The 25,588-nt window shown below is 68.5% G+C and carries 31 protein-coding genes and 4 pseudogenes; 13 read left to right on the top strand and 22 right to left on the bottom strand.

Annotated elements, in window-relative coordinates; genetic code table 11:
- A pseudogene (locus ACTOQ3_RS39990) lies at positions 1-263 on the top strand (hypothetical protein); the annotation flags it as partial.
- Between the two features lie 52 nt (positions 264-315).
- On the opposite strand, the gene ACTOQ3_RS39985 reads toward ACTOQ3_RS39990, so the two are convergent.
- A complete protein-coding gene (locus ACTOQ3_RS39985) occupies positions 316-540 on the bottom strand; it encodes a hypothetical protein (protein ID WP_440088999.1) in 225 nt (74 codons plus the stop codon).
- 689 nt (positions 541-1,229) lie between these two features.
- Between ACTOQ3_RS39985 and ACTOQ3_RS39980 the strand changes: the two genes are divergently transcribed.
- On the top strand, positions 1,230-1,625 hold the full coding sequence (locus tag ACTOQ3_RS39980; RefSeq protein ID WP_440088998.1) for a hypothetical protein: 396 nt from the start codon (positions 1,230-1,232) through the stop codon (positions 1,623-1,625).
- Between the two features lie 23 nt (positions 1,626-1,648).
- On the opposite strand, the gene ACTOQ3_RS39975 is transcribed toward ACTOQ3_RS39980, so the two are convergent.
- Together ACTOQ3_RS39975 and ACTOQ3_RS39970 are read right to left on the bottom strand one after the other, a co-directional pair.
- Positions 1,649-1,975 (bottom strand): tyrosine-type recombinase/integrase, encoded by a 327-nt coding sequence (locus ACTOQ3_RS39975; RefSeq protein WP_440089012.1) that lies wholly within the window; start codon positions 1,973-1,975, stop codon positions 1,649-1,651.
- Positions 1,976-2,665 carry a tyrosine-type recombinase/integrase gene (locus ACTOQ3_RS39970; protein ID WP_440088997.1) on the bottom strand — a complete coding sequence of 230 codons (690 nt, stop codon included), beginning with the start codon at positions 2,663-2,665 and terminating at the stop codon, positions 1,976-1,978.
- Between the two features lie 541 nt (positions 2,666-3,206).
- On the opposite strand from ACTOQ3_RS39970, the gene ACTOQ3_RS39965 reads away from it, so the two are divergent.
- Positions 3,207-5,876: a hypothetical protein gene (locus ACTOQ3_RS39965; RefSeq protein ID WP_440088995.1), complete on the top strand. Its 2,670-nt coding sequence runs from the start codon at positions 3,207-3,209 to the stop codon at positions 5,874-5,876.
- A 161-nt stretch (positions 5,877-6,037) separates the two neighbouring features.
- Here ACTOQ3_RS39965 and ACTOQ3_RS39960 read toward each other — a convergent pair whose 3' ends face one another.
- Positions 6,038-6,175, bottom strand: coding sequence for a sigma factor-like helix-turn-helix DNA-binding protein (locus ACTOQ3_RS39960; RefSeq protein ID WP_440089011.1), 138 nt, complete (start codon positions 6,173-6,175; stop codon positions 6,038-6,040).
- Between the two features lie 121 nt (positions 6,176-6,296).
- Between ACTOQ3_RS39960 and ACTOQ3_RS39955 the strand changes: the two genes are divergently transcribed.
- Both ACTOQ3_RS39955 and ACTOQ3_RS39950 read left to right on the top strand, forming a co-directional pair.
- Positions 6,297-6,425, top strand: coding sequence for a hypothetical protein (locus ACTOQ3_RS39955; RefSeq protein WP_440088993.1), 129 nt, complete (start codon positions 6,297-6,299; stop codon positions 6,423-6,425).
- An 87-nt stretch (positions 6,426-6,512) separates the two neighbouring features.
- Positions 6,513-6,719, top strand: coding sequence for a hypothetical protein (locus tag ACTOQ3_RS39950; protein ID WP_440088992.1), 207 nt, complete (start codon positions 6,513-6,515; stop codon positions 6,717-6,719).
- Between the two features lie 410 nt (positions 6,720-7,129).
- Here ACTOQ3_RS39950 and ACTOQ3_RS39945 read toward each other — a convergent pair whose 3' ends face one another.
- The 3 genes from ACTOQ3_RS39945 to ACTOQ3_RS39935 form a co-directional block, all read right to left on the bottom strand.
- Positions 7,130-7,555, bottom strand: coding sequence for an IS3 family transposase (locus ACTOQ3_RS39945; RefSeq protein ID WP_440089009.1), 426 nt, complete (start codon positions 7,553-7,555; stop codon positions 7,130-7,132).
- 125 nt (positions 7,556-7,680) lie between these two features.
- Positions 7,681-7,992 carry a transposase gene (locus ACTOQ3_RS39940; protein ID WP_440088991.1) on the bottom strand — a complete coding sequence of 104 codons (312 nt, stop codon included), beginning with the start codon at positions 7,990-7,992 and terminating at the stop codon, positions 7,681-7,683.
- Between the two features lie 197 nt (positions 7,993-8,189).
- Positions 8,190-8,663 (bottom strand): MarR family winged helix-turn-helix transcriptional regulator, encoded by a 474-nt coding sequence (locus tag ACTOQ3_RS39935; RefSeq protein WP_440088989.1) that lies wholly within the window; start codon positions 8,661-8,663, stop codon positions 8,190-8,192.
- A 97-nt stretch (positions 8,664-8,760) separates the two neighbouring features.
- Here ACTOQ3_RS39935 and ACTOQ3_RS39930 point away from each other — a divergent pair, with 97 nt between their 5' ends.
- The gene (locus tag ACTOQ3_RS39930; RefSeq protein ID WP_440088987.1) at positions 8,761-9,987 is read left to right on the top strand and encodes an amidohydrolase family protein; all 1,227 of its coding nucleotides are present in this window, start codon (positions 8,761-8,763) and stop codon (positions 9,985-9,987) included.
- Positions 9,988-10,180: 193 nt separating this feature from the next.
- Here ACTOQ3_RS39930 and ACTOQ3_RS39925 read toward each other — a convergent pair whose 3' ends face one another.
- From ACTOQ3_RS39925 to ACTOQ3_RS39915, 3 genes are all read right to left on the bottom strand, one after another.
- On the bottom strand, positions 10,181-10,444 hold the full coding sequence (locus ACTOQ3_RS39925) for a DUF1883 domain-containing protein (protein WP_440088985.1): 264 nt from the start codon (positions 10,442-10,444) through the stop codon (positions 10,181-10,183).
- Positions 10,445-10,634: 190 nt separating this feature from the next.
- The gene (locus ACTOQ3_RS39920; RefSeq protein WP_440088983.1) at positions 10,635-11,273 is read right to left on the bottom strand and encodes a DUF4158 domain-containing protein; all 639 of its coding nucleotides are present in this window, start codon (positions 11,271-11,273) and stop codon (positions 10,635-10,637) included.
- 486 nt (positions 11,274-11,759) lie between these two features.
- Positions 11,760-12,263 (bottom strand): MarR family winged helix-turn-helix transcriptional regulator, encoded by a 504-nt coding sequence (locus ACTOQ3_RS39915; protein WP_440088982.1) that lies wholly within the window; start codon positions 12,261-12,263, stop codon positions 11,760-11,762.
- Positions 12,264-12,372: 109 nt separating this feature from the next.
- On the opposite strand from ACTOQ3_RS39915, the gene ACTOQ3_RS39910 reads away from it, so the two are divergent.
- Positions 12,373-12,813: a MarR family winged helix-turn-helix transcriptional regulator gene (locus ACTOQ3_RS39910; protein ID WP_440088980.1), complete on the top strand. Its 441-nt coding sequence runs from the start codon at positions 12,373-12,375 to the stop codon at positions 12,811-12,813.
- 73 nt (positions 12,814-12,886) lie between these two features.
- Positions 12,887-13,300: a nuclear transport factor 2 family protein gene (locus tag ACTOQ3_RS39905; protein WP_440088979.1), complete on the top strand. Its 414-nt coding sequence runs from the start codon at positions 12,887-12,889 to the stop codon at positions 13,298-13,300.
- 411 nt (positions 13,301-13,711) lie between these two features.
- Here the strand turns inward: ACTOQ3_RS39905 and lepB are convergent, their stop codons facing one another.
- From lepB to ACTOQ3_RS39890, 3 genes are all read right to left on the bottom strand, one after another.
- On the bottom strand, positions 13,712-14,314 hold the full coding sequence (lepB, locus tag ACTOQ3_RS39900) for a signal peptidase I (RefSeq protein ID WP_440088977.1): 603 nt from the start codon (positions 14,312-14,314) through the stop codon (positions 13,712-13,714).
- Entirely contained in the window at positions 14,298-14,471 is a 174-nt protein-coding gene (locus ACTOQ3_RS39895; protein ID WP_440088975.1) for a hypothetical protein, read from the bottom strand. The genes lepB and ACTOQ3_RS39895 overlap by 17 nt, the downstream gene beginning before the upstream one ends.
- Before the next feature lie 353 nt (positions 14,472-14,824).
- Complete coding sequence (locus ACTOQ3_RS39890) at positions 14,825-15,223, bottom strand: winged helix-turn-helix transcriptional regulator (protein WP_440088974.1); 399 nt, start codon at positions 15,221-15,223, stop codon at positions 14,825-14,827.
- A gap of 103 nt (positions 15,224-15,326) precedes the next feature.
- On the opposite strand from ACTOQ3_RS39890, the gene ACTOQ3_RS39885 reads away from it, so the two are divergent.
- Positions 15,327-16,229, top strand: coding sequence for an NADP-dependent oxidoreductase (locus ACTOQ3_RS39885; RefSeq protein WP_440088973.1), 903 nt, complete (start codon positions 15,327-15,329; stop codon positions 16,227-16,229).
- A 612-nt stretch (positions 16,230-16,841) separates the two neighbouring features.
- Here ACTOQ3_RS39885 and ACTOQ3_RS39880 read toward each other — a convergent pair.
- The 4 genes and pseudogenes from ACTOQ3_RS39880 to ACTOQ3_RS39865 form a co-directional block, all read right to left on the bottom strand.
- Complete coding sequence (locus tag ACTOQ3_RS39880) at positions 16,842-17,162, bottom strand: hypothetical protein (RefSeq protein ID WP_440088972.1); 321 nt, start codon at positions 17,160-17,162, stop codon at positions 16,842-16,844.
- A gap of 454 nt (positions 17,163-17,616) precedes the next feature.
- The gene (locus ACTOQ3_RS39875; RefSeq protein ID WP_440088971.1) at positions 17,617-18,141 is read right to left on the bottom strand and encodes an RICIN domain-containing protein; all 525 of its coding nucleotides are present in this window, start codon (positions 18,139-18,141) and stop codon (positions 17,617-17,619) included.
- A gap of 536 nt (positions 18,142-18,677) precedes the next feature.
- Entirely contained in the window at positions 18,678-19,010 is a 333-nt protein-coding gene (locus tag ACTOQ3_RS39870) for a relaxase domain-containing protein (RefSeq protein ID WP_440088970.1), read from the bottom strand.
- Positions 19,003-19,095: pseudogene (locus tag ACTOQ3_RS39865) on the bottom strand (relaxase domain-containing protein); the annotation flags it as partial. The pseudogene ACTOQ3_RS39865 and the gene ACTOQ3_RS39870, both read right to left, overlap by 8 nt.
- Between ACTOQ3_RS39865 and ACTOQ3_RS39860 the strand changes: the two are divergent.
- Positions 19,069-19,296, top strand: a pseudogene (locus tag ACTOQ3_RS39860) (DUF4158 domain-containing protein); the annotation flags it as partial. The pseudogenes ACTOQ3_RS39865 and ACTOQ3_RS39860 sit on opposite strands and share 27 nt — an antisense overlap.
- A 61-nt stretch (positions 19,297-19,357) precedes the next feature.
- Here the strand turns inward: ACTOQ3_RS39860 and ACTOQ3_RS39855 are convergent.
- The gene (locus ACTOQ3_RS39855; RefSeq protein WP_440088968.1) at positions 19,358-20,221 is read right to left on the bottom strand and encodes an NmrA family NAD(P)-binding protein; all 864 of its coding nucleotides are present in this window, start codon (positions 20,219-20,221) and stop codon (positions 19,358-19,360) included.
- Positions 20,222-20,310: 89 nt separating this feature from the next.
- Here ACTOQ3_RS39855 and ACTOQ3_RS39850 point away from each other — a divergent pair.
- Positions 20,311-21,226: pseudogene (locus ACTOQ3_RS39850) on the top strand (helix-turn-helix transcriptional regulator); the annotation flags it as partial.
- Positions 21,227-21,256: 30 nt separating this feature from the next.
- Here the strand turns inward: ACTOQ3_RS39850 and ACTOQ3_RS39845 are convergent.
- Entirely contained in the window at positions 21,257-21,661 is a 405-nt protein-coding gene (locus ACTOQ3_RS39845; protein WP_440089008.1) for a recombinase family protein, read from the bottom strand.
- A 420-nt stretch (positions 21,662-22,081) separates the two neighbouring features.
- On the opposite strand from ACTOQ3_RS39845, the gene ACTOQ3_RS39840 reads away from it, so the two are divergent.
- Positions 22,082-22,381 carry a pentapeptide repeat-containing protein gene (locus ACTOQ3_RS39840; protein WP_440088967.1) on the top strand — a complete coding sequence of 100 codons (300 nt, stop codon included), beginning with the start codon at positions 22,082-22,084 and terminating at the stop codon, positions 22,379-22,381.
- Between the two features lie 207 nt (positions 22,382-22,588).
- Here the strand turns inward: ACTOQ3_RS39840 and ACTOQ3_RS39835 are convergent, their stop codons facing one another.
- The 3 genes from ACTOQ3_RS39835 to ACTOQ3_RS39825 are packed head-to-tail and all read right to left on the bottom strand — an operon-like array spanning position 22,589 to position 24,944.
- Positions 22,589-23,584 carry an RNA polymerase subunit sigma-70 gene (locus ACTOQ3_RS39835; RefSeq protein ID WP_440088966.1) on the bottom strand — a complete coding sequence of 332 codons (996 nt, stop codon included), beginning with the start codon at positions 23,582-23,584 and terminating at the stop codon, positions 22,589-22,591.
- Between the two features lie 28 nt (positions 23,585-23,612).
- On the bottom strand, positions 23,613-24,515 hold the full coding sequence (locus ACTOQ3_RS39830) for an alpha/beta hydrolase (protein ID WP_440088964.1): 903 nt from the start codon (positions 24,513-24,515) through the stop codon (positions 23,613-23,615).
- A gap of 15 nt (positions 24,516-24,530) precedes the next feature.
- Positions 24,531-24,944 carry an SgcJ/EcaC family oxidoreductase gene (locus ACTOQ3_RS39825; protein WP_440088963.1) on the bottom strand — a complete coding sequence of 138 codons (414 nt, stop codon included), beginning with the start codon at positions 24,942-24,944 and terminating at the stop codon, positions 24,531-24,533.
- A 79-nt stretch (positions 24,945-25,023) separates the two neighbouring features.
- Here ACTOQ3_RS39825 and ACTOQ3_RS39820 point away from each other — a divergent pair, with 79 nt between their 5' ends.
- A complete protein-coding gene (locus ACTOQ3_RS39820; protein WP_440088961.1) occupies positions 25,024-25,458 on the top strand; it encodes a Tn3 family transposase in 435 nt (144 codons plus the stop codon).
- The last annotated feature ends 130 nt before the right edge of the window (positions 25,459-25,588 follow it).

Raw genomic sequence — 25,588 nt, 5'->3', positions numbered from 1 at the left:
GACGTCTCGAAGACCGTACGCATGCTCGCGTGCCTGGGCCGTGCGGCGGGCCCGGTCGTGGACAGCAGCCCCGTGTCTACGCCCAGACGTTCGGCCAGGTCGGCGCACGGCACGGCACGCAGCAGGCCGGCCGCCAGCTCGATCGCGACCGCGCCATCGGCCGGCTGCTGTTCTATTCAGGCGTCCGGATCGCCGAGCTCGTCGCCTTGGACGACGACGACGTCCCGGAAGGCTCCCCTCTATGGAACAAGATCCATTGTTAGGGGTGTCCTCACCTCAGGGCGGCCAAGCGACTCGGATGGTGTCTGCAGCGAATCAGACCAGCCTCGAAGGCGCAGCCGATCGGGTGCGGTAGACGTGCAGGGGTGAGTGAACCTCGCCGGGATCGATGGTCATCCCGGCGTACAGCGCTGCGGCGGCCGCCAGGTTGAACGATGACTCGGGGGCGCACGTGACATCGGAGGCCACCAGGTTCCCGGCCGCGGCACGCTCCGCAAAAGTGTCTGCGGCAGCCGCTGCGTCGGCGGCGTGCTGGCTCACGCCCCCGGGAGCCGGCTTACCTGCGCCCGAGACAAAGGCCTCCCACACGAAGAGCTCTGCGTCAGCGACGAGCCATCGCTCAGCATTGGTCGTGCATCGCAGACCAGGCGCCCCGGCTGCCACGCGCTCGAGAACCCAAGCCAACTGCACAAGCCCAGTGGCCAACGCGCCGCTGCCGGGGCCGGCCGACCACGGTCGAGAGCATCCGTCCACGGACTCGCCCTGACGGGCCCGGCCGAGCGTGGCCCAGCCGTCGGGCACACCGACGGGGCTAACCGGGACCACCAGCGGGGCTTCGAAACCCAGCGCCACAGGCAGCCCGGCAGCCACCGCCTCCAGGACGACCCTCGCGGCGCCCTCCGGGTGGCTGCCCCCGGCGCCGACCGGTTTCCGGGCCGGGAGATCGAGGGCGGCCCAGGCGAAGTTCCTCCGCACCGAGCCGACGTCGACGGCGACTACTCGGCTCCGACGACGGGCGGTCGGCGCAGGGCTCGTGGCATCCATCACGAGCTCAGGTTCACCTACTAGCAGGCCCATGTCACCTGTGTTCTCTTGGAGGCCTACATCTCACCTCGATGGTCATCTTGGGTTGTTGGCCTCTTCTCCCAGGTCACAGTGAGATGATCTTGTCAGATGCGTCAGGCACGTAGACCAGCCATGACGGCATGTTGCATCGAAGGCGTGACGGGGTGTTCGATCGGACCGCCTTGGCGGAGCTGGTCTCCATCTACCCCCTCCACCATCCGCAGGGACGCCGGGTGCACACCCTGGCCGCGCGGCTGCATGACCAAGCCTCCGTCATCGCCTGGCAGGACGAGCTGAGCCAGCGATGGATCCGCCTGCTGGCTCGCCTGGCCCGAATCCGTAACGCGATCACCCACGGCGGCCCCGTCACCCTGGCGGCGGTGGAGACCGTCTTCGGCTTCAGCGATCAGCTGGCCGGACAAGGCGTGTCGCTGGCGTTGAAAGCCGCCATGGACGGCTCCCCCCTCACCGCTGTCCACGTGGCCTTCCGCACAACCTCCGATGCCCTGTTCGACGACCTGCGCACGGTAAGTGATCCCGCGTCATTGCTCCACTTCTGAGGCCTCCGTCCGGCAGAGCTCGTTCAGTGGTCGGTGATGAGCGCCTCCAAGGCGGCGGCGCGGTCGGCCGAGGTGGGCAGGGTGTATTGGCGGGTGGTGTCGAGGCGCTCGTGGCCCATGAGCTCGGCGACCAGGATGAGGTCTTTGCCGGCGCTCACGAGCTGGGTGCCGAAGGTGTGGCGCAACACGTGCGGGCCGAACGGCTCGGCCGCATCGTCGTTGATGCCGGCCGCGGCGCCCAGGCGGGTGATGATGTCGCGGGCGGCCCGGTCGCTCAGGCGGCCGCCGCGGACGTTGAGCAACAACGCCGCGGTGGTGGCGGCGCCGGGCCAGGTGGCGCGCTCCTGCAGTCAAGCCTGCAACGCGGTGCGCAGGTCCGGGTGGAGGTCGACGGTGCGGATCTTGCCGCCGCCGTGGCCCTTGCCGAGCACCCGCAGCTCGCCCTTGCGCGCTGAGAGGCGCACGTCGGCCACCTCCAGGGCGACGACCTCGCCGATGCGCAGGCCCGCCAGGTAGGGCAGCAACGCGATCACCGCATCCCGGGCGGAGGCGTTCTTCTCCGCCTCGCGCAGGTAGCGGCGCACCCGGCGCTCGTCCAAGGCCTTGGGCGCGGTGCGCCGGATGGCGCGCTCGCGCCGCGCGGGGGTGACGGCCAGAGCCGCGCGGGCGTGGAAGTCGTCGACGGCCGCCAGCACGTTGTCGATCGTGGTGGGCGCGCGGCGGCCGTTCTTCAAATGGCGGCGATAGTCGCGCACCGCCGACCCCGCGGCCGCGGGGTCGGCGAGCGGGTCACCGTCCAGCATGCCGTCGGCCGATGCCTCGGCGACGAAGGCGAGGAACCCGCGCACCCGCGACAGGTACTTGGCCCGGCTGGAGTCGGCCAGCGGCGAGCCCTCCAGCGCGGCGCCGTAGTCGGCCAGCGCCCGGTCGTAGGGCGGCGGGAGTTGAGCGGGGCGGCGGCCCCGCAATCGTGGCTGCGTGTTTCCGGAAGTCGTTTCGAGCTCTTGCGCTACCGGCTTCTGCGCGTTTCCGGAAGTCATGCCCGGAGCCTACTTCCGGAATTGAGTAATTCCGGAAGGGTGCTGCAACGATCGGCTTAACGCTAGCGCTGACATGGTGGAACCGACCCGCCGTATCGCCGAGCAAGCGGATGTGCCAACGCCACGTTCGTGTGCGGCGTGCTTGAGGTGATCTTGCTGGGTTGCGCCCAACCGCCGGACACGGGGCTGGTGGAAGCGTGGCCGGATGTGGCCATGGGTGGCGCTGGTTACGGATGCCCCTTCCGTTCCCGAAGGGACGGCATCAGTGCCGGATGTCCCGTTTTACCTGGGGTTGGGCTGGCGAGGCCGGACACTTTCCGTCTCGGACCTGGAAGTTTCGTGCCAGGTAGAAAAAACGGTGAGGATGTCTTTGGTTGCAGCTGGGGAGAAGTAGGAAGGTAATGAACAGTCCACAACCTAAAAGGAGTATTCGTCCGGTTTATTTCGGTCCGACCTGACTTGTTGCGGTAATTGTATGTATCGACACGACTGCTTAGCGTTATTCGGCGTGGGCCCTCCGGGCCCGGCCGGGAGGCGTGCGATGGGGTTTTTGCGCAGTAGGACCACAGGATTCTCCGCGGTCGTCACGACGACGCTGAACCAACCATGGACGTTGTGGTTCCTGCGCGGGGAGGAGGCCGCACTGAGCGACACGAAGGCTCTGCAGTGGCGCAAGCCGCTGGCACAGGCGTTCGACGGGGCGTTCGCCACTCTGCCCGAGCCGTTCGCCAGCTGCAGCGACGGCGTCATACGCCTGAGCTCCGCCTCCACGCTCTTCCTGGCCGGCGACCAGTGCCTGGAGCAGGACTGGTACAAAAAAGTCCTCTACCAGGGGCCGATCACCAGCCATCCGGGTTTCGGGCCCTACATCCCGGCCGCGTTCCGCAGCGACCTCGACGTCGCCGTGCAGTTGCCCAACCTCTACGACATACGCCGCACCATGCTGATCAAGGGTGATCAGTGCGTGGTCATCAAGTGGGGCCAGGGCGTGGGCTATCAGGGCCCGCTGTCGGGCATGGAGGGCGCCGGGTGGAAGATGCTGCCCGAGGACATGAGCGGCGACTTCGATCACGCCGCCATGTGCCTGCCCGGCGGGGCACATCGAACCTTGTTCATCAAGGGCGACAAGGCGATGGACTTCGACTGGGACACCGGCCCCGTAGCCGTGGGCACCTGGGGTGAGGTGATGGCCGGCCTGGCCGCCCTGCCCGCCGACTTCCAAAAGCCCCGCCTGCCGGCCGCGGGGCGCTTCTCCGGCATCACCGACGGCGTGCGCATCGATCTGCGCGTCGATCTGGAGGGCGAGCTGCCGGTGGTCTCCGCTGACCTGTTCGACGCCGCCGACGGCGCCTACTTCACCTCCTTCGTGCTGGAGGGCGACGAAGCCGTCGAACTGCCCGCCGTCATCGCCGGCACCGCCACATTCCCCTCCCCCAACAGCAGACCACTGATTTCGGTGCAGGTGGACCGGCTGGCTCCCGGCGGCACCGCCACCCTCACCCGCAGCGCGCCCGACGGCAGCAAGGTCACCGTCTTCGACTGCTCTTACGTCTCGCGGTTCCTGCGGACCATCGACTGGGAGATCGACGCCATGACCGGCACCAGGCCGGCCGCCCAGTACGCCACCACCACCGATCCCCGCCCGCCCGGCCTGGCCAAGAAGATCATCACCGTCCAGTCGGCCTACGCCGAGGCCGGGGTCGAACTACGCCTTTCCGGCACCGCCAACGAGGTTCCCGTCGCCGAGGCCGGGGAGGACCTGAAATGGTCCGACGCCGAGCTGCACGCCGCGATGCTCACCAACTTCAGCGGCCACCGCGAGACCGAGCAGTGGAAACTGTGGAGCTTCATCGCCACCCGCCACGCCGAGGTCGCCGGCAGCCGGGGCGTCATGTTCGACAGCGAGGGCGAGTTCCAACGGCAAGGGATGGCCCTGTTCCATTCCACCCTGACCGATCACGGATACGCCGGAACGCGCAAGGAGATCCGCACCTACGTCCACGAGATCGGCCACGCCCTCAACCTGTCGCACTCCTTCGAAAAGCACCTGAACCGTCCCCCGCAGCCGCTCGGGCCGCGCGAGGGCAAGGGCGACCTGTCGTTCATGCAGTACGTCGACGTCTACGAAGGCCCCGACGGCGAAGAAGGCGAGGACGCCTTCTGGGAGGCCTTCGCCTGGCAGTTCACCCCCAGCGAGCTGCGCCACATCCGCCACGGCTTCTTCTACGACGTCGTCATGGGCGGCACCCCGATGGGAACGAACGCCGCCGAACGCCCGGCCCTTGAGCAGGTCGACCTGCCCCCGCCCAGCCGGTCGGGGCTGCGGCTGGAACTGACCGGACGCGAATCCTTCTCCCACGGCGAACCCGTCACCGCCGAGATCAAGCTGTCGCTGGACGGCAGCACCCCCCAGGCCGAGGCCTTCCCCAACCTCAGCCCCCGCGGCGAGACCCTGACCATCCTGGTCACCGACCCGGCCGGAGACACCCGGCCCTTCCGGCCGATCGCCCGCGCCTGCGGCAGCCCCAACCACCGCGTCACCCTCGACGCCGACACCCCCGCCCTGTACGACAGCGCCTACATCGGCTACGGCGCCGACGGCCTCACCTTCCCCACACCCGGCACCTACCGGCTGCGCGCCCTGTACCGGGCCCCCGACGGCTCCACCGTCACCTCCCCTGAACACTCCATCGAGGTCAGCGCGCCGCGCGATGAGGAGGACCGCAAAGCGGGCGATCTGCTGATGGGCTCCCAGCAGGGCACCCTGCTGGCCCTGCTCGGCTCTGATGCTCCGCAACTGCAAGAGGGCAACGACGCCCTGGAGGAACTCATCGCCTCCCACCCCGACCACCCGCTGGCCGTGTACGCGCACATGGTCAAGGGCACCAACGCCGGACGCCACTTCCTCACCCTCACCGAGGGCGGCGTCGAGGTGCGGCCCGCCGACACCACCACCAGCATCGAACAGCTCGAAGCGGTCGTGGCCACCACCCTGGACCCGAACACCGACGCCGGCGTCGACAACATCACCCTCAACGAGACCATGCGCCGCCTGGCCCGCGCCCACGCCCGCGCCGGCGACCTCGACCAGGCCGACACCGTCTTGGACCAGCTTGTGGACACCTTCCGCGACGAGGTCCCCGCACCGGTACTGGCCACCATCGTCGAACAGGCAGAAACCACCCGTACCGAGCTGCACGACCAGGCCTGACCAAGCCCAGCCTGCGCTGTCGCCCCCGGGGGCGATGCAGGCCAACGTGCCAGGTGGGTAACACCAAGAAGCCCCTGCTCGTCTCCAACGAGACCGGTGGGGGCTTCCCGCGCTCACCCTGTCAAAAGATGTGACAGTAACCCAGGCTCATCGGTCCGTTCCTACTGGCCCCCGAGGTTGGCGCTGACCGTGTTGGGGGTCATACCGAGCAGCTCGGCGATCTCGGAGGGCGTGAAGTCGCTCATCGTCCAAGCCAAAATCTGGCGCTGTCGAGGCGGCAGGCTCCGGAGCGTCTCCAGCGCGTCGTGACGGGCCTCCCATTCTGCGGCGGCGTCCGGGCGACTGCGGCAAGGGCCGAAAACGTGTCACGCGGTACGCGGACTCTCCCTCGCGTTCACCAGCGCCGAGGAGTGGTACACGATGACCGGCAGTCCCGTCCCGCTCGCCGGCCGCACCGCACGCACCATCAAGACCGCAATCGTGCGCGCCGTCCGCGAAGGGCTCCCCGGAGGTCTTTCCGACAAGCCCGGTAAGGAGCGGCTCGGCTGAGGACGACGACGTCGACCCCCAGCCCAGCGCTGGAGTGGCGTCGACACGGCGAGCACCGGCACACTATGACCTTTTGAGGAGGTCGGGATGCAAGCCGCCCACATCAAGGCCTGGGACCCCGGCGACTTCGCGCCCGGCCGCGTCAGCCGCAGCCGTTGTACCTGGGGCGGAAACGGCCCCGACGACCCCTGCACCGAAGAGATCAAATACACCGTCACCGACCGCATCAACCGTCGATGGTCCAGTTGCGAACACCACCTGAACGCCTGCAACAACTTCCGGCCAACCCCCTGAACAGAGCACCCGCCCGGCCCGGCGACAATCTCACCGGCCCTCCTTACCTAGCGAGGCCAGTGCGACGCGTGGCCGCAACAGGACGAACGGGGAGGTGCTTATCGGTACCGCGCCTTCTTATCCGCTGAGTCCCGTCTCGGGTTCTCGCCGCTCCGAGACAGCGCCCCGACCCGGGCGCGGGTCGCGGGTTCGGACCATGGCTGATGGGCCGCCTGTGTGACGAGTTCACCATCACCCAGACCGGCGTGAGCTCGCGCGTGCGGCTGCGGATGTACCTGCGCCCCACCCCGCCACCGGCCCAGTAAGCACCGCACATCCCGAGAACGACGGTGACACCAGGAGGCGGCCGATGAGCTCGACAGCACCGGCCGCCCAAGGGTGGCTCTCCGTCGGAGGAGAACAGCCTCACGCTACCTCGTAGGGATCTTCGCGCCCGGGAGCAGCGCCGCGAGGACGGGGGGCCGTACTCCTCGCGCGCCTGCGCGTAGGGGGTGCCACCGGAATACGGCAGAAACGGGCCACGAGGTGAGATGGCCGCTGGTCAAGGGGCGGCCGGAATGCGGCAGAAAGACACCGCGGGCAGATCGGCGTAGGCAACCGGGGCAACTCCAGACGTCTGGCCGCAGGCTCGCGTACGGATCGGAGATCGTGGTCTGCCGCCGGCGGCGCCGATACCGTCCGGCCAGGCCGAGCGTGCGCATCAGCCGGGCCACCCGCCGCCTGCCACATCGCTGCCCGTCCTGCTGCAACTGCGTGTGCACCCGCGGTGCGCCGTAGCTGCCCCGCGAGCGCACGTGCACCTCGGCGATGCGCTCGGCCAGCTCCGCATCACGCACCGCGCGCGGACCGGGCAGCGCGCTGCGGCGCGAGCAGAAGGCGGCACGGGAGACTCCCAGCAGCTCACACGCCCGTTTGACGCTGTGGCCGCCCTGCTTCTCCGCCTCGATGAACGGGTGCACGCTCACCGGGTCTCCCGCACGAAGAAAGCCGTCGCCCGCTTGAGCACGTCGACGTCTTGGCGAAGACGCTGGTTCTCCCGCCGCAACGCCTGCAGCTCCTGCCGTTCGCTGCTGGTCAGCCCGTCCCTGTCGCCGGCATCGACCTCGGCCTGGCGGACCCATTGCCGCACCGCGGTCTCGGTCAGATCGAAGTCCTTGGCCACCTGCCCGACCGGGCGGTCACCGCGCCGGCACAGCTCGACGATCTCAGCTTTGAACTCCGGCGTGAACGAGCGGCGAGGACGCGGCTTCTTCTTCCCCCTACTCTCCATCATGGACATCCTTCCGGAGACGAGCCCCTGATCTCGAATGTCCGTCAAACCGGATCAAGCCCACAGGGAGATCCGGCGGGAGCGAGACGGCGGGCGGCAGGTCGGTCCGGCACCCGGGCGCCCGGGTGCCTGAGCACGGGCCTGCTCGCGCCGGGAAGCCTTCCATGTGAAGTACCGGTGTGTTGCCGGGTGGTGGTGTTTCAGCGAGTTTCGGTACCGGTGTTGGGGAAGTGCTGGCGGGTGGTCCAGGCGACGCTGTCGGTGCTGTAGCGGATCAGGAGGCGGGCGAACTGGACGCGTTCGTCGGGATCCCAGTTCGCGGTGATCTCTTCGAACACGTGTCGCTGGGAGGCGGCGAAGCGGTGGCGCTCGGCTCGTCCGGCATCGGTGAGTTCGAGCACAGTGCGCCGGCCGTCCTGCTGGGACACGGCCCGGCGCATCAGGCCGTCGTCGATGGCGGCCGCAACGGAGCGGCTGGCGACCGGCTGGCTGACGTTCATCTCGCCGGCCAGCGCGCCCACGGTGATCTCGCCGTCGTGGTCGCCGACGATGTTCAGCACCAGGTTCCGGGTGAGGCCGCCCGGTTCGCTCATGGTGCGGCGGCGCATCCGGGAGATCGCCGGTCCTACCTCGTCGAAAACGGAGCGCTCGGGCGGGACGGGTGTACTGGTCATGACAATAGCATACCCAACACAGATGCATGTCGTAGGTATTTGCATATCAACTGATATACGATTGGGTGGCGAGAACCAACCATGAGCGAGGTACTTCATGACTGTAACCGCCATCACCGGGGCCAAGGTGTTCGACGGGATCGACACCCACGCGCCGACCACGGTGCTCATCGACGGCAGGCAGATCGTCTCCGTCGGCGGCCCGGTCCCCGGGGGAGCCGATGTGGTCGACGGATCGGGCGGCACCCTGTTGCCCGGTCTGATCGACGCCCATGTCCATACCAACGCCGGCGCGCTCGCGCTGGCCCTGGCCTTCGGCGTGACGACCGAGCTGGAGATGCAGGGCACCAACACCCGCGACAACCGTCGGCACATCAGCGACAACGACGCCCTGGCCGATGTGCGCTCCTCCGGGTTCGGCATCACCCCGCCCGGTGGGCATCCCAGCGAACTGTTCCCCGAGGGCTCCCGCCCCGGCCCGCCGCCCGGTGCCAGGCCCGCCGGCGAGCCGCCGCTCATGCCCTTCTCCACCACTCCGGAGGAAGCGGTCGCGTTCATTCCCCAGCTGATCGAGCGCGGCTCGGACTACATCAAGTTCATGGTCGACGACGGCAGCGTCGAAGGACACCCCGGCCTGCCCATGCTCGACCAGGCCACCCTGAACGCGGGCGTGGCCGAGGCCAAACGGCACGGCATGCTCACCGTCGCCCACACCCTCACCCTGGACGCCACCCGCATGGCCATCGAGGCGGGCATCGACGGCCTGGCCCACGTCTTCATGGACCAGCCGCACACCGATGAGATCATCTCCCTGCTCAAGGACTCCGACACCTTCGTCGTCCCCTGCATCGTCCTGAACGCCTCCATGATGGGCATCACCGGCGACGAACTCGCCGACGACCCCCGAGTCGCCTCCCGCCTGGACGACGACTGGATGACCACACTGCGCTCCAGCTTCGGCCACTACCCCCAGGGCAAGATCTCCCACGTCCTGGACACCGTGCGCGCCCTGCACGACGCAGGCGTCGACATCCTCGCCGGAACCGACGTCTCCGTCCCTCTGCCCTTCCTCGGCGGCCTCGCCCACGGCGCCAGCATCCACCACGAACTCCACTACCTCACCCGCGCCGGCCTGAGCCCACTCCAGGCCCTGCGCGCAGCCACCTCCACCACCGCACGCCGCTTCAACCTCACCGACCGAGGCCGCATCGCCGAAGGCCTGCGCGCCGACCTTCTCCTCATCGACGGCGACCCCACCACTACCATCACCGACACCCTCAACACCCGCGCCATCTGGCGCCGCGGCACCCTCCTCAAAGCCTAATGGGAGCTACCGGTTCTGCTGTTCGGGCAGACTCGGTGCCTGGTAGCCACTGGTGAGTGAGCACTCTCATCGCCTGGGCCTTGAGTCCTGGGGTCAGATCGTGCCCTCGGGGTTGGGGAACCTGCGGACAGCCGTTGGCGCTGAGAACGATCACGATCCTTGGCGCTGGCGGGCTGAGGGCGGAACCGCGCTGTCAGTCGAAGATCTCAGCGACCCCGACCTTGATCCGGTGGGCGTTGCTGTCGACGACGAGATACCAATAGTCGTCGTAGGGGACCTCCAGGACGACAGGGCTGACGTTGCAGAAGCCGCCGTGGTAGTTGTACGCGTTCCCGTCGAGATATACCTGGTAGTCGTCGACATCCACGAGACACACCCGGGCGGCCGAACCGCGCAGCTCCACCTCAAAGCAGGCGCCGCCCGCGCACGATCCGATGTCCCAGTAGAGATGGTCCACACGTCATTGGTAGCCGCTCGCGCGGTGAGCGGGAAGCCGTCCCCGGGGATGGCTCTCTGTCCAGCTGGGGCCTCGTCGACCGCGCGGGGCACCGGGGAGCGGCGCGGTCATCGTGAGCGGCGGCCGACGTGGCGCTGCAGGTGCCCCATGCCGCCGGGGTAGGCCTCGCCGAGCGCGGCCGCGACGTCGGTCAGGCGCCGGTACAGCTTCTCGTGGTGCCAGTGCGGCCCAGCTCGCCTTCGCGCAGCTGCTCGGCGAGCTCCTGCAGCAGCGCCATCCACCCGGCCGCAGCCGAGACGGCCGGTGCGCTCCGCTCGGCAGGCGAAGGAGCCGGGCGGGTCTGCGCGACGGTCTGGCGGATCACCTCGCGTACCGGCTCGCTGCGCGCGGCGCCGGCGGCGATGTCGCGCTGCAGCCGGGCCTCGGCCGAACGCACCTCCCAGGCGCGGTTGCGGCACGATTTGGAGCAATAGTCGAAGTCGTGATAGCCGTAGACATCGCAGATCATCCACGCGTGCTCATAGACCGTCTTCGGCCGCTCCCCGTATCGTTTCACCTGCGAGGGGTCCCCGATGCCCAACTGTTCGGCCAGGTAGTCCACCACCGGCCACGGCACCGCCGGGGGGTCCTCCAGGAACAAGCCCTTGTGCCGGACCGTCCCGATCTGGATCGCCACGCCGAGGCGGTGTGAATCCTGGCGTGAGCGCGCGATCACTTCCCGGTCGAAGGCGTCCAGGAAGAAGAACTTCTCCATGTCCGGCAGCGACGGCATCTCACTGAGGGTCGCGTACGCCGACCTCTGCTCATCAGACAGAAACTCTGCGGGCATGACCGACGACCGTAGGCACACCACCCAGCGCCCGGTAACAACCGGAAGCACACCACACGTCCAGATCTTGAACGGAAATGATCACCCGCAGGACGACCTGCCGGAGCGTCCACCTAAGTTACTCGCGGGTACCGCCAACGGCTGTCCGCAGGTTCCTCAACCCCGATGTCCGCGCCGACCGTTATCTGGGGTTCTCAAGCGAAGTAGCTGGTCAACGGCTTGAAGGTCGATAAGGCAAGTAGGCCACCGCGGCTGCCCGCCAGTGGGCCGGGAGGAGCGGGTGATGCAGCGTCCGCGGGCGAAGCCGAGGGCCAACGGTCTTGACTTGCGAAGTCCGCGACCAGATGCAGGAGCTGCGAGAACAGTGTAAAAGCAGGCTCGTGCCGACACGATCCTCTTCCGCTCCGCGCGGCTGAGGTTCGTCGCCGCTCGAACTTCGCAGGTGACAACTGCAGGACGAATGTTGTCGCCAGGGCTGGTTTCGTGTCAGGAGGTTGGGGGGTGCGGTGCCTGCTGGGCATGGTGGTCCAGTAGGCGGGTGAGCAACTGCACGAACTGGTCGCGTTCGGCAAAGGTCAGCGGGGCGAGCAGTTCGTCGTGGAGGTCGTCCAGGACCTTGTCGAGGCGACGCAGGTGCCGGCGGCCTTGGGCGGTGATCGTGATGACGTTGCGGCGGCGGTCGTCGGGATCCGGTGCCCGCCCGACGAGGCCGCGCTCGGCCAGTTCGTTGAGGACGCCGACCATGTCGCTGCGGTAGATGCCGGTGCGTCGGCTCAGCGTCGCCTGGCTGCCCGGACCGTGCTCCTGCAGCGAAGCCAGCACAGCGTAGTGCCACTTGCGGGCGTCGACCTGGGCCAGTCCCTCGTTTATCAGCCGGTCCGACTGCGCGGTCATGCTTGACAGCAGGCGGCTGGCCCGTCGGCGCAGTCTGTCCGGCGTCTTCGTCTCGCCGTGGTGGGTCATGTCCGCGGCTTCGGCTCTGCTGGTCATGAAACCGATCCTACCGGGTTGCGTTAGTCGGACTAACGATGTAATTTCGTTCGCGGGAGAAACGTTAGTGGACTAAACGTTAGTTACGGAAACGGATTGGAAGGTCATCGTGACGACCGCAGCCCAGACCTTCAGTACCGCTCTCATCGGCCAGACCGAGAAGGCGCTCAACGCGATCCTGGACCGGCAGCTCGCCGGGACCGGCATCACCGAGCCCCAGTGGGTGACCCTCACGCTGACCGTGATCGGCGGCGGGACCATCGACCGGGCCGAGCTCATCCACCGGGTCAGCGGCGCCACGCAGTTCAGCCAGACGTCGGTGGCCGAACGCATCGCCGAACTGACCGCCGCAGGATTCCTGCGCGACGGAGGGGATGGCCGCGTCCAGGTCACCGACGAAGGGCACAGGCGCTGGACGCAGGTCCGCGCCGCGATCGGCCCGATCACCCAGGAACTGTGGGGCGACCTGCGGACCGAGGACCTGGCCGCCGCAGGCCGCGTCCTGAGCACCATCCTGGGCAGGGCCAACGCGGTGCTGGCCGCCCCCTGAACCCCTTACTCCTCGAAACCCGCCACCCGGCACGAAGACAACATCGCCACCCTGCAGAAAGAAAGAGGAAGTCATGTCCACGGACATTCTGATCGCCGACCGTATCGAAATCGCCGACCTGCTCACCCGCTTCGCGCTCCTGCTCGACGAGAAGCGGTGGGAGGACGCGGGCACCGTCTTCGCCGACGATGTGGCCGTGCACTCCCCCCGCGGGGGCGAACTCCACGGGATCGACAAGGTTGTCGACTTCATGCGCCAGAGCGAGGTCGAGGGGCAGGACACCCAGCACACGACCACCGACCTCTTGGTGGACGTCAACGGCGATCAGGCGGCCGTCTCGGCGAACTCGACCGTGTACTACTACCGCGATGGCCAGGCACCCCACTTCACCGGCGGCCTGCGACAGCGCTTCACCGCAGTCCGGACGCCGGCAGGCTGGCGTCTGCGCGAGGTGCGGATCACGCCCGCCTGGACACGTGAGAACTGATCTCTTCCAGGAGGTTGTGGACGTCGCGGCGTGTGGCACATGTCTGACTACAAAGAGTCATCCAAGATAGCCTCATGTCCCCTGACGTGACCTACTTGCCTGACAACCCCAGATAACGACCGCGCCGACCGCGGCACCCTTACCGCCAATGATCGTGCTCGGCCGCCTGATTGTGTACAGAACCGCGTTCCGTCCCTGGTACTGGTCGCACGTCCGCTCGCGGCCCGCTGCTCGCGTTTCGTCGCCCGGGCCGCGCGTGGGCCGACACAATGGCCCGGCGCTCGGGTCGGTGTCACCAGGGGCAAAGTAGCTCAGCGTGAGGTCTGACCGGACAGGACGTTAGCTCTGTCCGGTCTTCCGAAACGCATCCGCCCAGCTCAGCGCCCTAGTATCAGTTCTCATTAGGATCAGTCATTTGTCTCCGGTGAACGCCTGGGCGAACGTGTCCGGCGTCGAGAGGACGGTCACCCGGGACAGGGGCCACCAGATCGCCACGGCGCGGCCGGTCACATCGTCCTGCGCGATCGTCCCACCGCCTTCCTGCTCCTTGTGGTCGCGGGAGTCCCGGGAGGCCGAGCGACGGTCGCCCATGACCCACAGACGACCCTCGGGAACGACCTTCTCGAACTCTTCCTTCGAGGGGAAGTCGTCGGGATGGAGGTGGTTTCTCTCGTCGAGCGGGATCCCGTTCACGGTGATTCTCTTCTTGGCGTCGCAGCACGTGACGGTGTCACCGCCGACCGCCATGACTCGCTTGACGGTGTCCTCTCCGTCCCAGCCCTTGAAGACCACCACATCACCACGCTCGGCCGCGCCATGCAGCTTGTTGACGACCACACCGTCGCCCTCGCGCAGGGTGTTCTCCATCGACTCCGACGGGATCCAAAACAGCCGAAAGACGAACACCTGCAGCAGCATCGCCACCATGACACTGCAGACCAGCAGAAACAGGCTCTCGCGCACGCGCCCCTTGCGGAACGGCTTTTTCTGCTTGTTCTCAGACCCGGCCGTCATGAGACGCCTCCATCGCGGGTTCGATCCCGGAGCGGGCGGCGGTGAGGGTCTTGTGGACGACGCCGATCGAGACCTTCACCCCGGCGGCGATGGTGCGGATGGATTCGCCGCGCTGGTGGCGGGCGAGGATCGCGGCGCGCTTGTCGTCGTCGACCACGGGGCGGCGGCCGCCGACGCGGCCGCGCTTGCGGGAAAACGAACGGCCGGATGAACACTTTGACGAGATACGGCGGCTCGCTCGGACGTACTTCCGCCGACGTGCATCAAACGACCGTTAAATGAACGCCCCAACAGGCCACCGGCCCGCCTCCCGAGCGGGAAACGGGCCGGTGGCCAAGGCATACCGCGCCGCGGGCATCAAGGGGCCGAAAGCCCCTGCCGGCCTTCTTGCCGGGGCTTGACGAGCATCGGAACGGAAATCCGCGCCAGCGAACCGTCGTGACTGACGTTGGCGTGACTTTTCGTTCGGATGCGTCTGAGGCCGCTATGAGGTGGTCGGCGTCCTGTGTTTCAGGGGCGTGCGTCGAATTGGGTGCGGGCTTCGAAGACGCGGTCCATGTGCGTCTCCGCCCAGTCCTTGATCGCGATCATGACCGGGAACAGTTCATGGCCGAGCGGGGTGAGCGCGTAGTCGACGCGGACCGGTACCGAGGCGGTGACCGTGCGGGTGACCAGTCCGTCGCGCTCCAGCGTCCGCAGGGTCTGGGTGAGCATCTTCTGGCTGACGCCGGCGATGCGGTGGGCGAGCTCGCCGTGCCGCTGCGGGCCGCCGGCGAGCGCCGGGATCACCAGCGCGACCCACTTGTCGGTGAGTCTGCTCAGCAGCTCACGGGTCGGACAGCCTGCCAGGAACGCGTCGTAGTCGCGTTTGGCCTGTTCACGGCGTTGTGCCGCGGTCGTCGTCGCCATTTTCCCTCCTGCGGTGCCCTAGGCACTTTACGGTGCCTACTTTCTCACAGTTCCTTTGATTCGTACGGTCGTGTGATCACGAGGTCCCACGAAGGAGACGGCGATGCGCGCAGTCAGCTATTCACAGTTCGGAGGGCCGGAGGTCCTGCACGTGGCCGACGTGCCGGTGCCTGAGCCCGGGCCGGGGCAGGTGCGGGTGCGGGTCGCCGCGTCCGTTGTGCACCCGGTCGACCTGATGGTCCGCTCCGGCCGGTTCCCGGCCCCGCTGCCGACCGGTTTGCCGTACACGCCCGGCTGGGACGTGGCCGGCACCGTCGACGCTGTCGACCCATCGGTTGAGGAGTTCGCGATCGGCGACGAGGTCATCGGCTTCTCGCCATGGCTGCAAACCACGGTCGGTGCCCACGCGGAGTACGTGGTGCTCGATGCCGCCTGGCTGGCCTCCGCACCCACCGGCGTCCCCGCCACCGAGGCGGCGACTCTGCCGACCAACGGCCTCGCCGCCGCCCAGGCGCTCAACCTGCTGGCGCTCCCGGCGGGTTCGACCGTGCTCGTCACCGGCGCCGCCGGGCAGGTCGGCGGGTTCGTCCTGGCGCTGGCCCGGGCGAGCGGCCTGCATGCCACGGGACTCGCCGGAGCCGACGACCGTGAGTTCGTCGAGGCGCTGGGCGCGGCTTTCCTGCCGCGCTCCGGCGATCCGATGGGGACGTTCGACGCGGTCATCGACCTGGCGGTGATCGGCCCCTCGCTGCTGGACGTCATCCGCGACGGCGGCGGCTACGTGGCCGCGTCACCCCCGCTTCGCCCGGAATCGGTGGGGGGAATCCGGACGTTCGCGCTGGAGGTGCGACCTGACGGATGCCGGCTGGGCGAACTGGTCAAACTCGTCACCAGCGGCGACATCCCGCTCCGGGTTGCTGGCGTGTACCCCTTCGCTGACGCGGCGGCCGCCCACGACCGGCTGGCCCAAGGCGGCGTGCGCGGCGGCGTGGTGATCGTCCCCTGACCTGCAGCGAAGTTAGGCCGTCGTGATCATGCTCGCGGACCGCCCGAGCACCTGAATTACGACACAGTCCAATAACGACAGGGCACCAGCCTGGGGTTGCGCAGGCCCGTCCGGACGGAGGCCGGCGGTGTGGTCGGCCCCGTCTTCGTTCACGAGGACTCTTCCTGTTCGGCGGCGGTCTCGGCGGGGTCGGCAGGGTCGACCAGGGTCGACCAGGGTCAGCGCCTGATCGAGCATGCGCCTGGTCTCGGCGGCCAGGGCGGCGCGGACGGGGTGGCCGGCGGGCAGGAACTCAAGCACCTCGTCCTCGATCCTTGCGGAGAGGCCGTTGAGCAGCCCAGCGGTGCCGCGTAGGGCGTCAGCGATGCGGTTGTGGCCCTGGAGTTCGAGGCCCGGAACGAATCCCTCCCATCCGTCAGGGTAGGCGGGCCCGGCCGCCCACTCGATCGGGTCGAGATGGACGCTCATGTCGCGGGGCAGCGCGGCCAGCAGGTCGGCGAGCTAGCCGTTGTGGCTCGGTGGCACGCCGACGACGAAGGAGTTGGCGTGGCGTCGATCGCCGTCGACCGTCACAGCGAGCACCGAAGTGGCGATCGCAGACGGTTCCACCCCCTACGCACCCGCCGACAAATCCCCTGGCGCCTGGCATCGGCAGGGGGCCATCACCAGCGTGCGGGTGCTCTCCTCCAGGTGCGCCACCGTCTTCGATCCCAGGCAGTAGCGGCATCCCAGGACGGCGGCGGCCGCCGAGTCGGACCAGATGCGGTGCTCCCACGCCGGTGGTGGCTCGGTGGGCGGTGGGGGAGGTTCGGCGGGCTCGTGCTCGGCACCGGCCCAGCCCCGGCCGTGGCAGAACCGGCACGCGATGCGCAGCCGGCCCAGCCGCCGGCCGCCTTCGCCCTCGCATTCGGGGCAGGTGATCGGGTCGCTCATCGCCGCCCCGCCCCGGCGCACACGGTACACGCCACCCAGACGCTCTGCTTGGGGCCGCTGCCGTTGCCATCATTTGGCTCAGCGCAGCGCCCCGCCCAAAACGAGCAGGCTCCAGACCGGTTACCTCATCCGCTCCGGCCCTCCCTGCGCTCTAGCTGACCTGGGACGACGCGAAATTAGGCCCGGTACTCCCGAAGCTGCCACCAATTGACAAGTAACTCTCTGCAACAAGCTCACGCAGACTAGAAGCCTGGTCTGACCTGGGGTGTCCTCGAACAGGCGCATGCACCTCGCGCAGGACACGACGATGGGGTCGATCTCGGTGTCGGCAGGCTGCTCGATGGTCGCCGCGGCCGCGATTGGCGCCCGGGACCTCCTTCGGCGGCCTCGGCCGAAGAAGGAGGTCCGCTCCTGGAGCTGGAACAGGCCGTGTGGCTGAGCGTGAGTCAGCCGATCAGGCCAGGGTGTCCTCGATCTTGATCTGGCCGCCGTCGATCACGAACTTCTGGTTGTTGTTGTTCTGGCATTGATACAGGTAGACCTTGGTGTCGTTGGTCCTGACGTTGCTGACGTCCAGGCATATCGGGGTGGCGGAGGCGAGGGTGTCCTTGAGGACGATCTCGCCCTTCCTGATGACCCAGAGCTGATTGTTGTTGTTGTTCTGGCATTCATACAGGTAGACCTTGGTGAGATTGGCTCGGGCGTTGCTGGCGTCCAGGCACATCGGGGTGGCGGAGGCGAGGGTGTCCTTGACCTTGATCTGGCCGCCGTCGATCACGAACTTCTGGTTGGTGTGGTCCATGCACTGCCACAGACGCACCCCGGTGAGATTGGCTCGGGCGTTGCTGGCGTCCAGGCACACCGGGGTGCCGGCGAGAGCAGCGGGGGTAGCCGACTGTTGGGCGGCGGCCGTGGCGGGCAGGGCGGTGGCCGCACTCACGACGATGGCGGCGGCCAGTAGATGGCGTGCAAGCAGCATGGTGCCTCCTGTGCAGGTTGATCAGAACCTGAACACCATCTCGCAACCAACCGTACGTGATCAATTACCGTCGGTTAGAGTCTGGTTATTTGCGAACTCGCTCTCACAGCGGAGTTCGTTGCCGGGCGAGTCGGCCCAGTACTCCCGAAGCTACGGCCAAGTGACCAGCAACTTTCTGTAGTGATCCGGCCTCGGGGAACAATGGGGCAGCCAATAGCGCTAAACGGCGTTAGACCTGGTCAGGGGACCTTCGGATCCGACGTTCCCACTCGCGATAACCGTGCTTATCGCGGGCCAGAAAGCCCTTCCGAACGAGACTGCCAGAGCCTCACGATTCGTAACCGCCTCCTGCTGTCGCTCGCGCGGAGGGCTACTTGTCACTTGGCCGTAGCTTCGGGAGCACCGGGCCAATTAAGGGGGGCGCGCCGCCCCCCTGTGCGCCTCCCGTGCGCGCCCCCCTTGGGCCGCGACGACCATGCCCTGACCGACGCGCCCGCAGCAGGCTTCGAACGCTCCGCCACGTCCGTCGCTCGTACTTACCTGCCGAACCCCTGGCTGGGGCCCTTGGTGGTGGGTGGCCGGTGAGAAGGTGTCCGGCTGGCGGCCCAGGCGGCGGCCACCTTGCGCGCGTGCGGGTGCGTCTCCTCATAGGTGAGGCCGTGTTCGGCCGGCAGCTCTTTGATCTGGCCGTCGCGTTTGGAAAAGCGGGTGCGCATCGCCTCGTCGATGCCGACGATTTTCCACGCGTCGGTGTGCGCGTCGCGCTCCCAGCGCAGCCTGAGGTCGACGGTCGACGGTCGACCGGCGCCGGAGGCGGGCCTTGAGGAAGGCGTCGGCGGCGTGGGCGTGGCGGTGCAGGTCCTTACCACCGGCCGCGATGGCCGACCATTTGCCGTCGGTTCCGCGCACCAGGTTGGCGATCGAGACGTGGGCGTGCAGGTGCGGATCAGACACCTGCCCGTCGACGGGGCGGGCTGTGGCCGGGGGCCGACCGACCGGCTCGGTCTTGCTGTTCAGCTCTCGACGTTGCCGTGGCTGGGGTTCGTGCCGGATGACGTGGTGTCGGCGCCGCCGGTGGCGGTGGCCCGGCTGGCGGAGCAGCTGCGGCTGAATCCTGGGGACCTGGAGGGGTACGGGCAGCGGTCGCACACGCGGTCGGATCATCTCGGAGGTGGGCGTCCCGTTCGAGGGGGGACGTCAGGCAGGTCGGTGACGGTCAGCGGAAGTCGGCGAGGTGGTCGCGGGCCCATTCGGCGTAGCTGCGCGGGGGGCGTCCGGTGGCCTGCTCCACGTCCGGCCAGACCCGCATCAGCGCCGACCAGTCCTGGTCGGCGTAGCCGTCGTCGCCGGTGGCGGCGTCGCCGCCGTACTCGACGAAGCCCAGCATCAGGTCGGCCGACTCGGCGGCGAACCCTCCCTGTGCCTTCATCAGCTCACGGGCGCGCTCGCGGCTGACCTCCTCGTAGCGGACCGGTTCGCCGAGCGCTTCGCCGATGGCCGTCACCTGCTCGCGCACGGTGACCAACCCCGGCCCGGTCAAGGTGTACGCCCTGCCATGGTGGCCGTCCTGCAGCAGCGCGGCGACGGCGACCGCGGCGATGTCGGCCTCGTGGATCAGGTTCATCGGCTCGTCCGCGTACGGGTAGCGGACCACCCGCTCGGCCCGGATGGACGGCGCCCAGATCTGCAGCATGTTCGCCATGAACCCGCACGGCCGTACGTGCGTCCATTCCAGCCCGGATTCCTCAGCCGCCCGCTCCACCCCGTTGGTGTGCAGGCCAGCGGTGACCGACGCCGCCGACAGCACCACGACGCGCTTCACTCCCGCCTGCTTGGCCAGCTCGAGGACCTCGCGGGCACCCTCCTCCACCGAAAACAGGTACATCCGTTCCACGCCGTCCAGCGCGGCGGCCACGCTCGCGGGTGCGGTCAGGTCGCCCTTGACCACCTCAACCTGGGGCGGCAGCTTGGCCGCCGCGGGGTTACGGGTCAGCGCCCGCACGTTCACGCCCGCTTGTACGAGCTGGTCCACCACGTGGCGGCCGACGATTCCCGTCGCCCCGGTCACCAAGATGTTCATGTGCGTTCCTTCCGCTGTGTCGTTCACGAAAGCAACACTGGAGGAAATTCCGGTCAGTTCCTGGCCGGAATGTGAGGGAGTCTGGAATCATGGCGAACACGAGCTCACGCACGCTGCGATTGCCGTCCCTGCTGCAGACCCACCGGTACTGGCCCGGCCTCGAACTGGCCGACCAGTTCGCCGGGAGCGAGCGCACCCTGCGCCGCGACATCGACCGGCTCCGCGAGCCGGGTTACCCGGTCGACGCCAACTGCGGCGTCGCCGGCGGCGGCTACCAGCTGCGATCCGGTACGGCGATGCCGCCCCTGCTGCTCGACGACGAGGAGCCGTCGCCATCGCGGTCAGCCTGCGCACCGCCGCCGGCGGCACCGTCGAAGGCATCCAGGAGACCTCGCTGCGCGCTCTGACCAAAGTCGTCCAGGTGATGCCCCTCACCTGCGCCGCCGCGTGGACGCCCTCCGCGCCTACACGGTCACCGCCCCGGCGGACGGCCCTCAGGTGAACGCCGCCACGCTCACCGTGATCGCTCAGGCGTGCCGCGACGACGAACGGCTCGTCTTCACCTATGCCACCCCATCCGGTGAGCCGGCCGCCAGGCTGGTCGAGCCGCACCGGCTCGTCTCGCTCAAGCGCCGCTGGTACCTGGTCGCCTGAGACCTCGACCGCGCCGACTGGCGCGTCTTCCGCCTCGACCGCCTCACCGATCCGGCCGCCACCGGAGCCCGCTTCCGTTCGCGCGACCTGCCCGCCGCCGACGCCGCCTTCGTCGCCGACCGGCTCGGCTCCCGCCCCACCCGGCACGACATCACCGTCTTCCTCCACGCACCGGCCGACGCGGTCGAGCAGGTCGTCGCCGTCACCGGCGGCCGGGTCGAGCCCGTCGACGACCATTCCTGCCACCTGCGCCTGCAAGTGGACGCCTTCGACTGGCCGGTGCTCATCCTCGCCGCGGTGGGCGCGGAATTCGACGTCATCGATTCCCCCGAGTTCCGCCACTACCTTCGCGACCCAGGCGGGCTCTTCATCGTTCTGTTCCTACTGGACCTCCAGCATCTCCAGGGCAATGCCGTGCGCGGTGAGGTGGTCGGCCAGCGCGGTCAGCTCGGCCGAGTCCCGGCCCAGCCGCTTCATCTCGTACACGGTGAGGATGACTCGGCAGTGCGGGGCGTGCGCCTTGATCTCGCGGCAGGCCTGCAGGGCGGCTTCGAACTTCGGGCGGACCCGCACGCGGGTGGATACCTTCTCGGCGAAGATCTTCTCGCGCGGGATGCCGTGCGCGGCCAGCGCGACCAGCTGGGACTGAAGTTCCTGGGTGAGGTGGGAGCAGCGGGCATAGGCGACGCGGATGTCCGTGGCCGGGGTGTCGGCGGGGATCGACGCCGGCGGCGGGGTGCCTGGCCGCCACAGCCGCCTCGGCCCGCGGTCGGTCGGGGTCGGCACGCGCAGCAGCTTCGCCAGCCGAGGGACTTTGGTGAACCGCCCGGTGTGATAGGTGCCGGAGCGCGACCGACACGGCCCTCCGCTCGGGTCGCTGCCAGCAGCCGCAAAGGAGCGCAGAGCAATAAGTGTCACGCTGTGTGATCGCGAGGGTCGATCATCTCCTGTTCCACTGGGGCCAGCGGACCTGGTGCAATGATCAGCATGGCTGGTAAACCCCTGCTTCTCCGCGCAGCCCTCACGCTGGCCGCGCTCCTCACATCGGCCGCGGCCGGAGCCGCCCTCGCCTCCTCGACCAGGAGGCGGACACCGCCCTTACCCCCACCGGCGGAGCCAGAATCAGCACAGCCGTCCGACGACCTCCTACCCCCCGCGCCGCCGCGCCGCAGGTGGAGGCGGCGCGGGCTGTGGCTGGTCCCGCTCTTGGCATTGATCGCCGCCTGCGCCTGTGCCGCGACCATGTGGACAGGAGGACCAAGTTGGGCGCGCTGGGTCTTAGGCGGCGTTGCGGTTGTGCTGGCGGCCTGCCTCGCGCTCGCAGCCCTCATCGGGCCGGCCGCCCGATGCAACGCGATCCTGACCGGCGCGGAGCCGATGGAAGTGATCCTGACCGGCGCGGACCTGATTGGCGCGGATTTGAGGGGTGTGCGCGGGATAACTGAGCAGCAGGTGCGGGCGGTGGCCAAGGTTGACTCGGACACGAAGTTCGGGCCGCTGAAGTAGCTCACCACGAGGCTCGGGGGCTCGTCCTGCTCCCCGCGGGAGAGATGGAGCGGGTTGCCCCGCTAACAAGCTGTCCGGGAACACCCGGTTACTCTCAGCTACTTTGCGCCTGGTGGCGGCGACCCGAGCGGAGGGCCTTGAGGACCTGCGTTGGCCGGGTCAACGGCTGTCTCAACTAGACCTACTCCCGCCTCAGCGCGGGGAGTCTCATGACCCCGGGTGCATGGGTGGGAGGCCGAACTTGGCGACCAGGTCGGCGCCGCCGTCGAAGACGAGGATACGGGCGATGCCCGAGTCGGTGACGGTGAGGACGCCGAGTCCGTAAGCGCGGTGGTTCCCGTGGCCGTCGCGGAGGTAGGCGGCAGCAGCGGGCTGTGCGTTGGCGGTGATGGGAGTCATCCGCCAGTCGCCGGGGGATCCGACCGCGTGGGTGAGGTAGCGCAGGCAGGTCAGGCGGCCGGAGAACCAGGTGCGGGTGCCGACCATTTCTATCGCGGCGTCGGCGCGCAGGGCCCGTTCCAGGGCTGTTGTGTCGGCGTTCTGGAAGCCGACGATGTATTGGTCGAGCAGGGCCCGGGCGTGCGGCTCGGTGGGGTCGGTGAGGTGGTTGCGTTCCGGTGCCACCTCGTCGAGGCGGGCGCGGGCCCGCTGTAGGGCGCTCTTGACCGCCGCGGTCGAGGTGCCGAGCATCGCCGCGACCTCGGTGGCGGGGAAACCGAGGACCTCTCGGAGGATGAGTACAGCCCGCTGCCGTGTCGGTAGGTACTGCAGGCTCGCGATGAGCGCGAGCCGGAGACTCTCGCGTGTCTCGACGATCATCGCGGGGTCTGCTGACGGCGGGGTTACCAGCGTGTCCGCGATCGGCTGCAGCCACGCCACGCTGGTGTCGGGCGGATCCGGGGCGGCGTCGGGGTCGTCGGCCGGACCGCCCAGACCGGACGGCAACGCCCGCCGACCGCCCTGCTGCAGCGCGGTCAGGCAGGCGTTGGTGGCGATGCGGTACAGCCAGACCCGCAGCGACGACCGGCCCTCGAAGGTGCCGTAGGACCGCCACGCCCGCAGGTAGGTTTCCTGGACGAGGTCCTCGGCCTCGTCCGCCGACCCGAGCATTCGGTAGCAGTGCGCCAGCAACTCGCGCCGGTACTGCTCGGTTCGGCGGGCGAACTCGCCGGCCTCGGCGACGGCACCCGCTCTGTCCGCCATCACCGCCTCCTGTCCCCCGCCCAGCCAATCACAGGCCGATCCTGGGGCAGACCCAGTGGGCCATCCTACGGATCGCCTCGTCGGCCTCTGGCGCTCGGCCGGCGGCCATTTGGAAGGTGTGCTGCATGCCGGGGAAGACGTCGAGCCGGACGTCGACGCCGGCCCGGCGGGCGTGTTCGGTCAGTCGGCGGGCGTCGTCGAGCAGGACCTCGTCTCCTCCCGCCTGGATGTAGACCGGGCCGAGACCGGACAGGTCGGCACACAGCGGACTGACCAGCGGGTCGCTGGGGTCGCCGCCCTCACCCAGGAAGGTGCCGGCCAACTCACGCACGACTTCGGCGGAGAAGAACGCATCCCGGTCTCGATTGGTCTTGTACGACTCGCCGGTAGCCCGCATGTCCACCCACGGTGAGAAAAGCATCGCCGCAGCCGGCAGGGGCAGTCCTTGTTCGCGGGCCCGCAGCTGGGTGGTGATCGACAGTCCGCCGCCGCAGGAATCACCGGTGAACGCCACGTGGTCGGCGCTGATCCCCCGGTCGTGCAGCAGCCACCGGTAGACAGCGGTCGCGTCATCGACCTGCGTGGGGTGGAGATGGTGGGGGGCGAGGTGGTAGTCGAAGATCAGCGCTCGCGCCCCGGTCGCCTTGGCCAAGTGGCCGAACAGTTTGCGGTGTGTGTAGATCGAGCCGCTGATGAACCCTCCGCCGTGCATGCACAGCAGTACCCGATCCTCGGCCGCTCGTTTCGGTACCGCCCACATCGCGGGCAAACCACCCGCTTCGGTCTCGATGTAGTCCACGTCGCGTGGTTCGGCTGTCAGGTTGCCCCACGACTCGTCGTCGGGCTGATCCGCGTCCGGCCGCTCACTGGCTGCTCGGATCGCCGCCCAGTGCCTCTTGACGGCTTCGGACTGCTTGCTCGGCATCGCCATGTCTGCCTCCTCGCCTCAGGCGGCGTGTTCGGGACAGTTGTGAAAGGCCTGCACACGCCAAGTGCCGTCCTGTTTGGCCAGCACCCACGTCTCCAGCGCCCGGTTCGCGCCGTCCGGCTCGCTCTGGCCGGCCAGCAGCACGGCCCCCTTGCTGATCACGACGGCGACGTCAGCGCCGACGAACCGGATGCTCTGCACCTCGTGGACGCCCTTGGAGCCCTGGAGCTCACCGGCAAAGAGCGCCGCCATGGTGGCGTGGATCGCGTCTCGGCTGCGCAGGTACGTACCCGGCAGGATCGCGGTGGCATTCTCGGCGTACGGCGCGACGAAGGCAGTCGCGTCGTTGTCGGCCCAGGCGGCATAGACCTCGTCGAGCACGGTGTGTACTTCCTGGTCGGCTTCGACGAGCGAAGCGCTGTCGTGGCTCATGGCAGTCCCTTTCGGTGTCGTGCGTCGGATCGCTTCGCCGCGGCTGATGGATGGTCGCCGTACCGCGAAGCCTTCGACAATGCAGACCCCCGCCAGCCGAAAAGGAATCGCTCGCCCCGACGGCTCTGCCGGCGCACGAGGTGACCGCGCCGCCTACCCGGGCTGCCTCCCGCGCACTGAGGACGATCTTGGAGCCGCGGCCGATCACAAGGCCACAGAGGAACTCATCAACGCGCTGGCGGCGGCGCTGAAGGAGTACGGCGCGCTGCGCCGCACCATCTACGCCGCCCGCTACCTGGCCGACCCCGCCTACCGGCGCAAGATCTGCCGCCAGCTCAACAAGGGCGAGTCGCTGCACGCGCTCAAACGCGACCTGCTGTACGCCCACGAGGGCACCATCCGCGGCCGCCATCTGGAACAGCAGGGTGAACAGGCGTGGTGCCTGACCCTGGTCACCAACGACGGGCGACGAGGCCCGAAGCACCGGCCACCTGCTGGGCGGGTAGTGAAATGATCTTGGGGTGGTGGCCGGCCTGGTCGGGGCCGGGAGCAGATGCGATCACGATTCGGTTGTTCACTCGCGTTGATCTATCCGCAGCGGAATGATGACGTTATGTCACCGCGTGGAGCGAGGTGGGCCGGTG

The sequence above is a fragment of the Streptosporangium sp. LJ11 genome (assembly GCF_051918945.1).
Lineage (GTDB): Bacteria > Actinomycetota > Actinomycetes > Streptosporangiales > Streptosporangiaceae > Streptosporangium.
The sequence above is the reverse complement of the archived record's forward strand: the minus strand, read 5'-3'. Positions and strand labels throughout refer to the sequence as shown.